A 12156-nucleotide genomic window follows, 5' to 3' on the forward strand; every position below is an offset into this window, starting at 1 on the left:
CGCCCCCTTGGAGATGAAGATTCCGCCGTGGCGCCGCGGGAGTGTCAGGGCGAACGGTCGGGCGTCGTCGATGACGAGCACGCTGTGACCGAGGACCTGTCGGGGCTCGGCCCAGACTCGCAGCCGGTGCGCGGTGCGCGTGGTCGCCCGGCGTTGCCGGTAGGCCTCGGCGCCGACCATGATGGCAAGGCCGGCAGCACCCAGTGCAGACAGGGCCAGCAACACCGCAGCGGGAATCCCGGTGTCGATGGTTGCGGTGGGGAACGGGTTGGCGGCGGCGAGGCAGCGCTGGCAGACGTCGGCGGCGCTGCCGGGTAAGAGCACCGGGCCGGAGGTGATCCACGCCAGCAGTGGCCCGAGGGCGAGGGCGGTGATGACCCAGCTGACAACGCTGCCGGTGAGTAGCGCCGCGGAGGTCCGGGGTGCGCGGACCAGTGCGGGAGCAGCCCGTCTGAGCACCCACGGGCCGGCCAGCGCCGAGACGGTCAGTGCGAGGACCAGCATTACGGTGAGACTCTCCGCGATCACCGCCCCCCTCCGTCCGCTCCATCCGTGCGCGCACGGAGGTAGTTGCGCAGCAGGTCGAGGTCGGTGGGTGGGATCGTGTCGATGAAGTGCAGCATGGACGCGGTACGGTCGCGGCTGGATTCCAGGGCGTGCCTCATCACGGAGGCGACATGCTCCTCCCGGGGGATCCTCGCCTCGTAGCGCGTGGAGTGGCCCTGCCGCAGGGCGGTGACCAGCTTCTTGCCGTCGAGGTTGCGGAGCACGGTGGCGATCGTGGTGTAGGCCGGGTCGTGAGACAGCCGGTTGATGATGTCCCTGATGGTGCCGGGACCGTGGTCCCAGAGCGCGTCCATCACTTGTGCTTCCAGGGCACCCAGGCGGGGTGGTTCTGCTGCGAGTCCAGGCGTGGTCATCGGGCGGCCTCCATCCTCGGGGTAGGGACTGGGCAGGCGAGCTGTCCTCGGAGCCGGGCCAGCAGGGCGATGCCGGTCAGCAGCAGGGCGCCGAGGGCGAGGTACGGCTGGATGGGGGCGAACCAGGTGATGGCCCCGGAGTAGCCCAGCGCTAGCAGGGCGAGCTTGTTGCACACCGGGCATCCCACGGCGAACCATGCCAGCAGGCCCCCGGCGACACCGAGCCGGCTCGTGCGCTGTTCCGCAGCATCACTGCCGTCCTCCACCCTAACGCGGCTCGTCGGGGCGGCCGCGCCGGCGGTGTCGACGCGCCCGCGCACGTAGGTGGCCACGAGCATCCCGGACAGTACGGAGGTGAGGACCCATACCGGGTAGTTCCACCACACCGGGGGGATCTCGCGGGTGAAGAACGTGTTGGGGATCAATACCGTCGCCAGCCCCAGCACCAGGCCGAACACCAGTGCCGCTGCTGTCGCGACCAGCACCTGGCGCCCCGTCCATGATCGGAGCGCCTGAACGGCCTCGGTGATGGACCGGGTCGCGAATGTCGGTTGGCGCGGTGCAGTCCTCATGGCTCCATCCTGCCCGAGGATGACTATGAATCATAGTCGACTATGTAAGATAGTCGATCGTGGCATCAAAGCGTCAGCGAGGAAAGGGCCCCGAGGCATGAACGCACAGAACGGTTCAACGAAGAAGAGAGCCTGGATGGTGCCCGCCGTCCTGGTGGCCGTCGCGGTCCTCCTGGTCGGGACAGTGATGATGTCCGCCCTGGGCGGTTCAGGCTCCGACGGCGCTGCTGCACCATCGACACCGGTGGAGTCGGCGCCGACACAGGTCGAGGGACCGCCGGATCTATCCGAGGCCGAACGCCACGACCCCGACGACCTGCTCGCAGCCGGCCCGGTGGAAGCGCCGGTGACGCTCGTGGTCTTCTCTGACTACCAGTGCCCGTTCTGTGCGCGCTGGAGCGAGGAGACCCTTCCGCTGATGATGGAGCACGTTCAGGCCGGTGACCTGCGCATCGAATGGCGGGACGTCAATGTGTTTGGTCCGGCCTCGGAGCGGGCCGCCCGCGCCTCCTATGCGGCCGCACTGCAGGGGGCGTTCTGGGAGTACCACGACGCCCTGTTCCAGGACGGGCAGAAGCGGTCCGAGGGGCAGCTGAGCGAGGAGGCGCTGACCGCCCTGGCCGAGGAACTCGGGTTGGATCCCGACCAGTTCGCCGAGGACATGGACTCGGCTCAGACGGCCGAGCAGATCGCCACCAATGAACAGCTGGGGCTGGGGCTGGGCGCCTACTCGACCCCGACGTTTGTGCTGGGAGGCCAACCCATCGTCGGCGCCCAGCCCTCGCAGGTGTTCCAGGACGCCTTCGACCAGGCCCTGACCGGATCGGAGTGAGTCCGTATGGATATTGGATTGCTCAGCGCCTTCCTGGGCGGGGTCCTGGCCCTGCTCAGCCCGTGCGCGGCCCTGTTGATGCCCGCGTTCTTCGCCTCCACCGTCGGGGCCGGGCCCCGGTTGCTCGCCCATGGGGCGGTCTTCTACGTCGGATTGTTGCTCGTGCTGGTGCCCCTGGGCGTGGGCGCGGGGGCCATTGGGACTCTTTTCGCCACGCACCGCGAGGTGATCGTGCTCAGTGCCTCGGTGCTGCTGGTGGTGCTGGGCGTAGTGCAGTTGCTCGGGTTCGGGTTCGACCCGGCCCGGCTGTTGCCCGGCGCGGCCCATCTGCAAGAGCGGGCGACCACGGCCACCGGATGGGCCAAGACGCTGCTGCTGGGCGCCGCCAGCGGCGTCGCCGGGTTCTGCGCCGGCCCGATCCTTGGCGCCGTGCTCACTCTGGCCGCCGCCCGAGGTGACATGGTCTCCGCCGGGACACTGCTGGCCGTCTACGGGGCCGGTATGGTCGCCCCGTTGCTGCTGATCGCCGCACTCTGGGGCCGCTTGGGGGCCCGGGGCCGGCGGGTGCTGCGTGGCCGGGCCTTCACGGTCTTCGGCCGCGAACTGCACAGCACCTCCATGCTCACCGGGTTCATCCTCATCGGAGTGGGCGTCGTCTTCTGGACCACCAACGGCCTGGTCACCGCCCCGGAGTTGCTGCCTTTGGAGGCCCAGGCCTGGTTGCAGGAGGGGTCGGCGGTCCTGGCCAATCCGGTCGTGGACATCCTTGCCATCCTGGTCCTGGTCTGCGCGGTGCTCATCGTGTGGGCGCGGCGACGACGGCGCGACCGCTCCACGGCAGGCACCCGCCCAGTGGGCGGATCATGATCCGTGGCCTCCGGGCCCTGGCTCTCATCATGGCCGTGGTTCTGGCCTTGACCGGGTGCGCTGGTGGGCTACCGGAGCCGGTGCGGGACCCGCATCCGGCCGAGGAGCCGCTGCCCGCGGTGGATACCCGTGCCCTGCGGCTGCCCACACCCTTCACGGGGTTGAGGGTGGTGGACCCCGGGTGGACCAGCGCCCCGCAATACGCTGACGGCATCTTCGTGGGGGTCGCAGAACAGGAGGCTCTGTGGCGGTTCTCCGCTGTCGATGTCCACGGTCAAGTGCGGTGGGTGGCCGAGCGCCCCGCTGAGGACACCGGGTTCGCGCTCACCGCCGACGCCGACGGGCGTTCACTGGCCGTGCTCACGGACGCCCACCAGGGATCCGGCACCGAGCCCGACACGGTCACCGCGACGGCCTACGTGTTGGCTACCGGGGAACACGTGTGGGGTCCCGTGGAGGTTCCCGGTCCCCAGGTGGGGCCCGGCCTCGTCTTCGCTCGACCATCCGAGGATCCGGCGGCGAGGGTGAGGTCGCGCACGGTCCTGGATTCAACCACCGGCCGCGCCGTGCCCTCGATATCCGACTCCTCCGACCGGGTCGTCGGCGAATACCACGGGACGGTGCTCGTCAGCGGAGACCACACCCTCACCGCACTGGACATCGCCGATGACCAAGAACTCTGGAGCATCCCGTTGGCCGAGCACGGTGAGGTCATCGCCGCCGTGGACTCCTCCGGGACTGCAGCCGCCGCGAACGGGCTGGTCCTGCTGGAGACCGAGCACTCCCGGGGTTTGCTCATTGATCTGCGTAACGGCGCCATCCTCAGCGACACGGCCCGCGACGCCGCCGCGGACCCTGGTACGGGCGCCGTCGTCATTCTGGACGAGGCCGGCCTGCATGCGACCCGGGACGGTCAGCAATTGTGGTCATTCACCGTCGCCAGCGACACTCGTCTCGCCGCGCTTGGCGGGGCCCTGGTTTACCTGCGGGACGACGAAGCAGTCCGGGTGCACAACGTCATCACCGGCGAGGTCGCCGACGCCTACGACCCCACCGGGACCGGCACCATCCTCGTCCCGGCGCACCTCACCGCAGAGGGGGCCGCGCTGTTTGTGGGCAAGGGGTCACGTCACCTCATCGTCACCCTCGTCCCTGAACCGGGCGCCTCTGGTTGAAAGTGACCGGGGGCACCCTGCCCGCCGATAGGCATCTTTTCACCGGGTACACCACGGGTTCTTCGGCGACTGAGGCCCTACCGGACACAGCCGGTAGGGCCTCAGCCGCGGGCGGCATGGGTGCTGGGGGGCGTCAGCGCCCGAACAGGCGGGCCAGGAGGCCGGGGCGCCGGGTGCTGGTCGGCGCTTCGGTGCGGTCGTGGCCAGGGCACCAGTTCCCGGCCGGGACGGTGCGCCTGACCTGGTCGATGTGCTGGCCGCAGCCGGCCCAGGTGGTCTTGCCGCAGACGCGGCAGGTGACGGATCGGCACATGGTCGGTTCCTTTCGAAGCGGGCGCTCCTGCCCGGCGGAAGGCACGGGGTCGGGCGGGGAGGATCGGTGACCCAGATGAAGACGGTGGGCCCGGCCGCGGGGGCGATGAAGGGGGGCGTGCCCCCGCGGTCGGGGGTCTAGGGGTGAGGGTCTGGAAGGGATGGGTAGAACCTTCCGGACCTCGGCTCAGCGGGCTTGCAGGGCGGTGGGGACCTGGTCGAAGAAGGAGGTCAGGGATGGAACCGCCTCGACGCGGTTCCACGGCATGCGGGACAGTATCGAGGCCATCGCGCAGGAGTCAGAGGCGGCGGAGTAGGCCAGGCCGGCGCCGATCGCCCCTGCCACCAGGCCCAGGCGGCGGTGCACCAGCTGGCCGGCCAGGGTGCCGGCCAGCACCAGGGTGCCGGCAGTCAGGCGGACCTGGCGGTCCATGGCCCACCGGTTGCCCCGGCGCACGACGTCGTCTCCGCCGGCCGCCTCGTAGGCGGCGACACCGCCCTCGAGCACCTCTGCGGATTCGAAACCGACGGCCTGCAGCTTCTGCCGGGCCTGGCCGGCGCGGGTGCCGGACTGGCACACCAGCACGACGTGTCCGGCCAGACGCTCTGCGAGGTCATCGGTGTGCTCGGTGAGCAGGTCCAGCGGCACGTTGTAGGAGCCGCGGATGTGCACGGTCTCGAACTCGCCCGGGGTGCGAACGTCGACGACCATCAGGTCCTGGTCCTGGTTCAGTCTTTGGCGCAGCTCGTCCGGGGTGACCGAACGGGTCTTAGGTGCGGTGGCGGTTACGGTCATCGGGCGGCTCCTGAGGTTTCGTTCTGCACTGTGGTGGTGTTCTGGGCGGTGTCCTGTCCGGTGTTCCAGGCGGACCAGGCGGCGTAGCTGCCCTCAAGCTCGACGACGTCGTAACCGGTCCGGCGCAGGGCGGCGGCGGCCACGGCGTTGCGCACCCCGGACTGGCAGTAGGTCACCAGCGGGCCGGTGTCCTTCGCGGGCAGCTCGTCCTGGTAGAAGAGCACCTTGCCGGCGTTGAGCTGTCGGGAGCCGGGAACATGGCCCTCGGAGTGCTCGGTGCGGTTGCGCACGTCCACCAGCACGGCGGAGTCATGCTCAGCCAGGAAGGCGTCCAGTTCGGCCGGGGCGACGGTCTGCGGGATGGATGCCGGCAGGCCTTCCAGGGTCGGGGTGTAGCCGACCAGACCATCCACGCCCACGCGCACGAAGTGGTCGCCGTACTCGGCGGCGGCCTGCGCATCCTCGGCCAGCACGACCAGGCCGGCGTCATCGGCCTCCGGGTCGTACGCCCAACCGATGTGGGTGGCGGCCTTACCCAGCGACGGGACGCTCAAGGCTCCGGGCACGGTGCCGGCGTGCACTTGATCCACCGGGCGGGTATCCACGAGTGCCAAGGTGCCATCGGACAGGCCTCGGGCCAGTTCGTCGGCGGTGAAGGAGCGCGGGGCCGAGCGCTCACCGAGCAGGGCCGGGCCGACCTTGTTCTGCCGCTTCATCCGGGCGAAGTAGGCATGCGCGTCCGGCTGGCCCTCGAGCAGTTCGTCGATGAAGCCCTGCTCGTCGTTGTTGGCCAGGTAGGTGGCCCACCAGGCGAACTTGCGCTCATAGCCCACCGTGGTGGACGGCAGGGCGCCCAGGGCCTTGCCGCACGCCGAGCCCGCCCCGTGGCCGGGGTAGACCTGCACGTGGTCCGGCAGGGTCAGGAAGGCCTCCTTCAGGGAGGCGAACAGGTCCTTGGCCCCGGCGAAGCGGGTGTCCTGGGCCCCGGCGGCCTCGTCCAGCAGATCCGGGCGACCCACGTCACCGGAGAACACGAAGTCCCCGGTCAGGTAGTAGCCGGGCTCGTCGGTGAAGGCCCCATCGGTGACCAGGTAAGACAGGTGCTCGGGGGTGTGGCCGGGGGTGTGGCGGGCGCTGACGGTGATGTTGCCCAGAGCGATGGTGTCGCCCTCACGCAGCAGCTCGGCGTCAAAGCCATACGCCCAGTCCTCCCCGCCCTCGCCGGAAACGTAGAGGGTGGCGCCGGTGGCCGCGGCGAGTTCGCGGGTGCCGGAGAGGAAGTCGGCGTGGATGTGGGTCTCGGCCACGACGGTAATCCGCATGCCGTGGTGGGCGGCCAGCTCCAGGTACTGCCGGATGTCGCGGCGGGGGTCGACGACGAGGGCCTCGCCGGTGGCCTGGCAGCCGATCAGGTAGCTGGCCTGGGCCAGGTCCTCGTCGTAGATGCGCTCGAGAAGCATGATTCCTCCTGCGGGTCGGGAGCGAAAGTTCGGGTTCCGGCGTTCCGGATACCCCCTACCGTATTGCATACCCCCCTGGGTATGCAAGTGGGGGCGTGCGGTCGAACGCGCGTCTTAGCGGGCGTGCCCCGTTCGCCAGGGATTTGCTGGTGACCGGGAGTTCACCCGGGAGGAGCCGGTGGGTAGGGTGGCCGATACCTGACGTTACGAGGCGGTAGCGGTGCTGAAGCTCTCCCGACCCCGTAATTGCGATCTCCGTCAAGTCCCACCCAAGCGAAGGGCGATGATCGAGTGAAAGGACGGCCATGGCGGATCAGCACACGCCCCTTGAGATGTCCGACCCGGTGCGCGCAGTCACTCCGGAGGGCACCCAGGTCGGCCTGGACCGGAAGATCAAGCAGCGCGTGGAGTCCTACGCCGAGGCGTCCGCCGGGGAAATCTCCGTGCGCATCGACGAACTGGAACGCGAATGGGACATCGAGCGAGTGCTGGAGCTCAATGCCTCGTCCCTGGCCTTCGTGGGCACCGTGCTCGGCGCTACCGTCAGCCGGAAGTGGCTGCTGCTGCCTGGTGTTGTCTTACCGTTCCTTTTCCAGCATGCCATCCAGGGGTGGTGCCCGCCTGTGTTCCTTTTCCGCCGCCTGAGGGTACGCACCCGTAAGGAGATCGAGCTGGAAAAGTATGCCCTCAAAGCCCTCCGCGGGGACTTCGTGGCGTCCACCAAAGAAGTGAACCCCGAGGATGCCCTGCGCGGGGCGACGCGTTGAGCGCGGCCATGCGCAGGGGAGTGAAGAAGCGATGGAGTTGTTGAGGGGCCCACTGGTAAGGGAAACAATGGCCACAGGGGCCGCGATGCTGGGAGGTCTGGATGTCTGCTGCTGAGACGAGTGCAGGCCGGGGTGCAGCACCCGAGGCGCGCCGGGGATCCGGGACCACCCTGGACCGGCGCACGGTGGCCTCGGGGTTCCTGTTCGGATGTGGGATCGCGGCGTCGATGATCGACCTGTTCATCTTTCACCTGGGCCTGCAGTGGCATCACTTCTACGATCTGTCCACCACGCAGGTGGCGTTGACCGCAGATGGGTTCTTCCACGCCTTCGGGTGGTTCATCACCATCTGGGGACTGTTTCTGCTGGCCGACGTTCGACGTCGGACCGAGGTGGTCTGGAAGCGTTGGACAGGGGCAGTGATTGCCGGGGTCGGGTTCTTTCAGCTCTTCGATGGGGTAGTCGATCACAAGGTGCTGCGAATCCACCAGGTCCGCTACGGAGTGGACCTGCTGCCCTATGACATCGCGTGGATCGGCTCGGCGGTGTTGTTGTTGATGATCGGGGTTCTCATCCTTTGGCGCACCCGGCCGACCGGCGTCACGGACTGAGTGTCTGGTGAGGGATCACGACCACAGTAGCGGGCACAGTGGCGCCGGTCATGGCCCGGTCCTGGGGACCGAGGCCTGGGGGTGGGCGCTCTTTGATGCTGTGGTCGTCCTCGCCCTGGTGACAGCCGCGGTTGGTTATGCGGCCTGCCTGTGGGCGGCCCGGGGCCGCAGCCCGTGGCCGGTGCGCCGGACCGTGGCCTGGTACGCCGGTCTGGTCTGCGCCGGGGCCGGGCTCCTCGGCCCGGTCGCCGCGGCCGCTCACACCAGTTTCACTGCCCACATGCTGGGGCATCTGTTGCTTGGGATGCTAGCCCCGTTGCTGCTGGTCCTGGGCGCGCCTGTCACCCTGATCTTGCGGGCTGTGCCGGTGGCCCGGGCCCGGTCACTGACTCGGCTGCTGCGCAGCCGCTACGTCCGGATCATCACCCACCCGATGGTCGCGGCCGTGCTCAACGCCGGTGGGCTGTGGGTGCTCTACAGCACCGAGCTGTATCAACTGATGCATACCTCGGCACTGATCCACGGGCTGGTGCACGCCCACATCTTCCTAGCTGGTTACCTCTTCACCGCCTCCCTGGTGGGGGTGGACCCGGACCCGCACCGGGCCTCGGTTCCCGTGCGCTCAGCGGTGCTGATCGCCTTCATCGCCGCTCACCCGATCCTGGCCAAATGGCTCTACGCCCATCCGCCGGCCGGAGTCGAGGTCACGGACGGCCAGGCAGGGGCGCAACTGATGTACTACGGCGGGGATGCCGTCGACGTGGTGTTGATCGTGCTGCTCTTCGCCGGGTGGTACTCAGCCACCCGACCCAAATCCGTAGCGGACTCTCCATCCGGACCCCAGAGCACTCGAGATCTCCAGGTAGACAGAGAACACTGAACGAAGCGGAGGAATGAGCATGTCATCACGACTCAGCGGCATCCTGCAGGCGGCTGGCACCGGTGCGGCGGCCGGCCTGGCCGGAGGGGTAGTGATGGTGGTGGGTGAGAAGATCGAACAGGCCATCACCCACCGACCGAACTCCTACGTGCCAGCCCGGGCACTCTTGACCCTGGTCGGGCAGCACCCCGGCGACACGGACCGGCCGGTGGTGTGGAACCATTTGATGCACTATTCCACCGCCGCCACCCTCGGTGCCCTGCGCGGAATCTGGGCGGTCACCGGGATCCGCGGGGCCCATGCCAATGCCTGGCATACCGTCGTGAGACTGGGCTTCGACCAGACCATCGAGAACGCCACCGGGGTCGGTGCCCCGCCGACCACCTGGCCGGTGCGTGAGCAGGTGGTCGACGTCCTGCACAAAGCCGTGTTCTCCGTGGCCACCGGCATGATCGCCGACCGCGCCCTGGCCCCGGTGCTCACCTCCACCCGAGGGCGCACCAGCCACTAGTTCTCCCAGCCCAGCCCGGTGCGGTCAACAAGGACTAGACACCGGCGCAACAGCCCGTCGCACAGGACCGGCTCGCAGCGGCCAAGGCCGCACCCGATGACGCCATCACCGGGCCCGGCTTACGGATGCAGATAGGACCACCCCTCACTCTGGCGGATTACCAGATGGGCCATCCCGGAGGGCACGACAGTGGCCTGAGGGTGAATCCGATCTGGCGTAAGGCCGCGGGCGGTAAGAGTGTTCTGGCAAACGCGCACCTGTAGGCCGGCCTCCAACAGGCCGGGCAACAGCTCGCCGACCGGCTCGGTGGCCACGGCGATGCCGGGACCGTGGGCCACCAGCTCCACCCGCAGATCGGGGCCCAGCGCCGTATAGAGGTTGGTGACGTTCTGCAATACAGCTTGAATCTTCGTCGGATCGGCGTCGTTGAGATGTACGACGGTGCGATGCATGAGCACTCCTTCGCTACGGGCATGAGGCTGCGGCCAGGTGGTGGGCCCGCCTGATCTCACCTTAGGCGTCTCGATATACCTCCTGTGGACCTCGAGGGGCAGCGACCCGTCCGCAAAGGCGGCGGCAGGGGTCTCAGTGACTGGCGCGGCTCAGGCCGAGAAGGACAAGCGTGGCGGCGATGACCAACAGAGCGGCCAGGGCGCTGACACCGGGGTAGCCGATCAAGCCCATGGCCGGCCCGGCGGCCGCAGCCCCGACGGCCCCGGCCAGGGACATGGTGGCGTCGGAGAAGCCCTGGGCCGGGACCCGCTGGGCCGGGGCCAGGGAGGACACCAACAGGGTGGAGCCGGCCACGGTGACTGCGGACCAACCCAGACCCAGCAGGACCAGTCCGGCGGTGACCGCCCCCATGTGCCCCGGCGCCAGTCCGGTCAGGGCGACGGCGGTGATGAGGGTGCCCATGCCGGTCAGCACGGTGGGGGTGGGACCGAGGCGGTCGGTGAGCCATCCCATCACCGGGGACAGGGCGTACATGCCGGCGATGTGCAGAGAGATGGTGAACCCGATCAGCGCGATGGTGTCCAGGTGCCCGGCCGTGGCCCCGGCCTGGTGCTGCATGTGCAGCGGGGTCATCGACATCACCGCGACCATCACCGCGTGGGCGGCGACCACGGCGGTCACCGCCGCGGCCGCGGTGGGATGGGCACGCAGGATCTGCCAACCGGCCCGCCACGGGTTCCTGCTGGCGGTGGGCCCCGAGCGCGCGGGGGCGCCCCCGTCCAGGGTCCGGGAGGTCAGCAGCGGATCCGGACGCAAAAACACCGCGATGATGCCCGCACCCAGGACCATGCCGGCCGCGGAGATCACGAACGGGCCGGCCTGGGCGGGGATGCCCAGCCAACCGGCCAGGACGGCTCCGGGGCCGACCATGTTCGGCCCGGCGACCGCCCCGATGGTGATCGCCCAGACCACCAGGGACAAATCCCGGCCGCGGCGAGCCGGGACGGCCAGATCGGTGACCGCGAAGCGGGCCTGCAGGTTGACCGCCGAGCCGAGACCGACGAGGAAGGCTCCGCCCAGCAACAGGGGAAACCCGGAAGTGAGGACGGCGGCGACCATCAGCCCGGCCCCGATGATGGCCGCACTCAGCCCCGTGGTCAGGGCCGCTCGGCGTCCGCGCGCCAGGGCCAATTGCGATAGCGGGATCGCGGTGGCGGCGGTGCCCAGGGTCAGGGCGGTGTTCACCGATCCGGCCCAGGCCTCGGAGCCGGCCAGGTCCACGGCCAGGATCGAACCCAGGGCCAGGGTCGAGCCGTTGCCCAGTCCGGAGAAGACCTGCGCGATCGACAGGGCGCGCACGGTCCGGGATTGGACGGCGTGCAGATCCGGGACGGTGGTGGTCATGGGCGAGGGCTCCTGAGATGGCGGGTGGCGGCGGGCAGGGAAAGTCCGGGGGTGTGGTCGCGCCCCCGCATGCGCACTGCCACCACGGTGCCGGAGGCCGCGGTCATCACCGCGACGACGGTGACCGCTGTGGGGATACCGAAGGCGTCGGCGACCAGGCCGGCGATCACGGCGCCGGCGGCGAAGCCCCCGTCACGCCAGAGCCGGTAGATGCCCACCGACCGGGCCCGCCAGGCCGGGTGGGCGACGTCGCCGATGGCGGCCAGCAGGGTGGGGTAGACCATCGCCGTTCCCGCCCCGAGCAGCACCATGGCCACCAACCATGCCCCGAATCCGGAGCCGGCAGCGATCAGGGCCAGGGCCAGGGCCTGGGTGAGCATCCCGGCCACGATGAACCCCTTGCGGCCCCACCGGTCCGACAGGGCACCGGTGGCCAACTGTCCGGCACCCCACACGGCCGGATAGACCGCGGCGAGGATTCCGATCTGGCCCAGGGACAGCCCGGCCGCGGCGAACAGCACCGGGAACAGCCCCCAGGCCAGCCCGTCGTTGAGATTGTTGACCATCCCCGCCTGGCTGACCGAGGACAGGGATCG

16 protein-coding genes are annotated in these 12156 nt (G+C 69.4%); 7 read left to right on the forward strand and 9 right to left on the reverse strand.

The window, feature by feature from the left end; all coding sequences use genetic code 11:
- The 3 genes from AB0333_RS16550 to AB0333_RS16560 form a co-directional block, all read right to left on the reverse strand.
- Positions 1-504, reverse strand: a 504-nt coding sequence (locus tag AB0333_RS16550; RefSeq protein WP_366219787.1) for a hypothetical protein, incomplete at its 3' end; no start/stop codon positions are given.
- A gap of 20 nt (positions 505-524) precedes the next feature.
- The gene (locus tag AB0333_RS16555; protein WP_115931386.1) at positions 525-920 is read right to left on the reverse strand and encodes a BlaI/MecI/CopY family transcriptional regulator; all 396 of its coding nucleotides are present in this window, start codon (positions 918-920) and stop codon (positions 525-527) included.
- The gene (locus tag AB0333_RS16560) at positions 917-1492 is read right to left on the reverse strand and encodes a hypothetical protein (protein ID WP_366219788.1); all 576 of its coding nucleotides are present in this window, start codon (positions 1490-1492) and stop codon (positions 917-919) included. Before AB0333_RS16560 ends, AB0333_RS16555 begins: the two co-directional genes overlap by 4 nt.
- 97 nt (positions 1493-1589) lie before the next feature.
- Here AB0333_RS16560 and AB0333_RS16565 point away from each other — a divergent pair, with 97 nt between their 5' ends.
- Genes AB0333_RS16565 through AB0333_RS16575 form a run of 3 tightly spaced genes read left to right on the forward strand, consistent with a single transcriptional unit; the run spans position 1590 to position 4366 of the window.
- Complete coding sequence (locus AB0333_RS16565; protein WP_159554344.1) at positions 1590-2324, forward strand: thioredoxin domain-containing protein; 735 nt, start codon at positions 1590-1592, stop codon at positions 2322-2324.
- A 6-nt stretch (positions 2325-2330) separates the two neighbouring features.
- Complete coding sequence (locus tag AB0333_RS16570) at positions 2331-3191, forward strand: cytochrome c biogenesis protein CcdA (RefSeq protein ID WP_159554346.1); 861 nt, start codon at positions 2331-2333, stop codon at positions 3189-3191.
- Positions 3188-4366 carry a PQQ-binding-like beta-propeller repeat protein gene (locus AB0333_RS16575; protein WP_159554348.1) on the forward strand — a complete coding sequence of 393 codons (1179 nt, stop codon included), beginning with the start codon at positions 3188-3190 and terminating at the stop codon, positions 4364-4366. The genes AB0333_RS16570 and AB0333_RS16575 overlap by 4 nt, the downstream gene beginning before the upstream one ends.
- Before the next feature lie 133 nt (positions 4367-4499).
- Here the strand turns inward: AB0333_RS16575 and AB0333_RS16580 are convergent, their stop codons facing one another.
- The 3 genes from AB0333_RS16580 to AB0333_RS16590 form a co-directional block, all read right to left on the reverse strand.
- Positions 4500-4679 carry a hypothetical protein gene (locus AB0333_RS16580; RefSeq protein WP_159554350.1) on the reverse strand — a complete coding sequence of 60 codons (180 nt, stop codon included), beginning with the start codon at positions 4677-4679 and terminating at the stop codon, positions 4500-4502.
- A gap of 186 nt (positions 4680-4865) precedes the next feature.
- Positions 4866-5474 (reverse strand): rhodanese-like domain-containing protein, encoded by a 609-nt coding sequence (locus tag AB0333_RS16585; protein WP_159554352.1) that lies wholly within the window; start codon positions 5472-5474, stop codon positions 4866-4868.
- Positions 5471-6934, reverse strand: coding sequence for an MBL fold metallo-hydrolase (locus AB0333_RS16590; protein WP_345358559.1), 1464 nt, complete (start codon positions 6932-6934; stop codon positions 5471-5473). The genes AB0333_RS16585 and AB0333_RS16590 overlap by 4 nt, the downstream gene beginning before the upstream one ends.
- A 305-nt stretch (positions 6935-7239) precedes the next feature.
- Between AB0333_RS16590 and AB0333_RS16595 the strand changes: the two genes are divergently transcribed.
- The 4 genes from AB0333_RS16595 to AB0333_RS16610 all read left to right on the forward strand — a co-directional run bounded on the left by AB0333_RS16595 (position 7240) and on the right by AB0333_RS16610 (position 9703).
- On the forward strand, positions 7240-7701 hold the full coding sequence (locus AB0333_RS16595; RefSeq protein ID WP_159554356.1) for a hypothetical protein: 462 nt from the start codon (positions 7240-7242) through the stop codon (positions 7699-7701).
- A gap of 101 nt (positions 7702-7802) precedes the next feature.
- Positions 7803-8312: a DUF2243 domain-containing protein gene (locus AB0333_RS16600; RefSeq protein ID WP_159554358.1), complete on the forward strand. Its 510-nt coding sequence runs from the start codon at positions 7803-7805 to the stop codon at positions 8310-8312.
- Between the two features lie 7 nt (positions 8313-8319).
- Complete coding sequence (locus AB0333_RS16605; RefSeq protein WP_366219789.1) at positions 8320-9192, forward strand: cytochrome c oxidase assembly protein; 873 nt, start codon at positions 8320-8322, stop codon at positions 9190-9192.
- A gap of 19 nt (positions 9193-9211) precedes the next feature.
- Positions 9212-9703, forward strand: a complete 492-nt coding sequence (locus AB0333_RS16610; RefSeq protein ID WP_366219790.1) for a hypothetical protein — start codon at positions 9212-9214, stop codon at positions 9701-9703.
- Between the two features lie 119 nt (positions 9704-9822).
- Here the strand turns inward: AB0333_RS16610 and AB0333_RS16615 are convergent, their stop codons facing one another.
- From AB0333_RS16615 to AB0333_RS16625, 3 genes are all read right to left on the reverse strand, one after another.
- Positions 9823-10155 (reverse strand): DsrE family protein, encoded by a 333-nt coding sequence (locus AB0333_RS16615; protein ID WP_366219791.1) that lies wholly within the window; start codon positions 10153-10155, stop codon positions 9823-9825.
- 133 nt (positions 10156-10288) lie between these two features.
- Positions 10289-11560: an MFS transporter gene (locus tag AB0333_RS16620; RefSeq protein WP_366219792.1), complete on the reverse strand. Its 1272-nt coding sequence runs from the start codon at positions 11558-11560 to the stop codon at positions 10289-10291.
- Positions 11557-12156: MFS transporter (locus AB0333_RS16625; protein WP_366219793.1), on the reverse strand; the 600-nt coding region annotated here is incomplete at its 5' end. The genes AB0333_RS16620 and AB0333_RS16625, both read right to left, overlap by 4 nt.

This window comes from Citricoccus sp. NPDC079358 (assembly GCF_040702545.1).
Taxonomy (GTDB): domain Bacteria; phylum Actinomycetota; class Actinomycetes; order Actinomycetales; family Micrococcaceae; genus Citricoccus.

Bases quoted from the DNA above. Each gene is read 5' to 3' on its own strand.
- AB0333_RS16570 (WP_159554346.1), top strand. From the start codon at position 2,331: ATGGATATTGGATTGCTCAGCGCCTTCCTGGGCGGGGTCCTGGCCCTG.
- AB0333_RS16580 (WP_159554350.1), bottom strand. From the start codon at position 4,679: ATGTGCCGATCCGTCACCTGCCGCGTCTGCGGCAAGACCACCTGGGCC.
- AB0333_RS16595 (WP_159554356.1), top strand. From the start codon at position 7,240: ATGGCGGATCAGCACACGCCCCTTGAGATGTCCGACCCGGTGCGCGCA.
- AB0333_RS16585 (WP_159554352.1), bottom strand. From the start codon at position 5,474: ATGACCGTAACCGCCACCGCACCTAAGACCCGTTCGGTCACCCCGGAC.
- AB0333_RS16575 (WP_159554348.1), top strand. From the start codon at position 3,188: ATGATCCGTGGCCTCCGGGCCCTGGCTCTCATCATGGCCGTGGTTCTG.
- AB0333_RS16615 (WP_366219791.1), bottom strand. From the start codon at position 10,155: ATGCATCGCACCGTCGTACATCTCAACGACGCCGATCCGACGAAGATT.
- AB0333_RS16555 (WP_115931386.1), bottom strand. From the start codon at position 920: ATGACCACGCCTGGACTCGCAGCAGAACCACCCCGCCTGGGTGCCCTG.
- AB0333_RS16620 (WP_366219792.1), bottom strand. From the start codon at position 11,560: ATGACCACCACCGTCCCGGATCTGCACGCCGTCCAATCCCGGACCGTG.
- AB0333_RS16590 (WP_345358559.1), bottom strand. From the start codon at position 6,934: ATGCTTCTCGAGCGCATCTACGACGAGGACCTGGCCCAGGCCAGCTAC.
- AB0333_RS16600 (WP_159554358.1), top strand. From the start codon at position 7,803: ATGTCTGCTGCTGAGACGAGTGCAGGCCGGGGTGCAGCACCCGAGGCG.
- AB0333_RS16610 (WP_366219790.1), top strand. From the start codon at position 9,212: ATGTCATCACGACTCAGCGGCATCCTGCAGGCGGCTGGCACCGGTGCG.
- AB0333_RS16560 (WP_366219788.1), bottom strand. From the start codon at position 1,492: ATGAGGACTGCACCGCGCCAACCGACATTCGCGACCCGGTCCATCACC.
- AB0333_RS16565 (WP_159554344.1), top strand. From the start codon at position 1,590: ATGAACGCACAGAACGGTTCAACGAAGAAGAGAGCCTGGATGGTGCCC.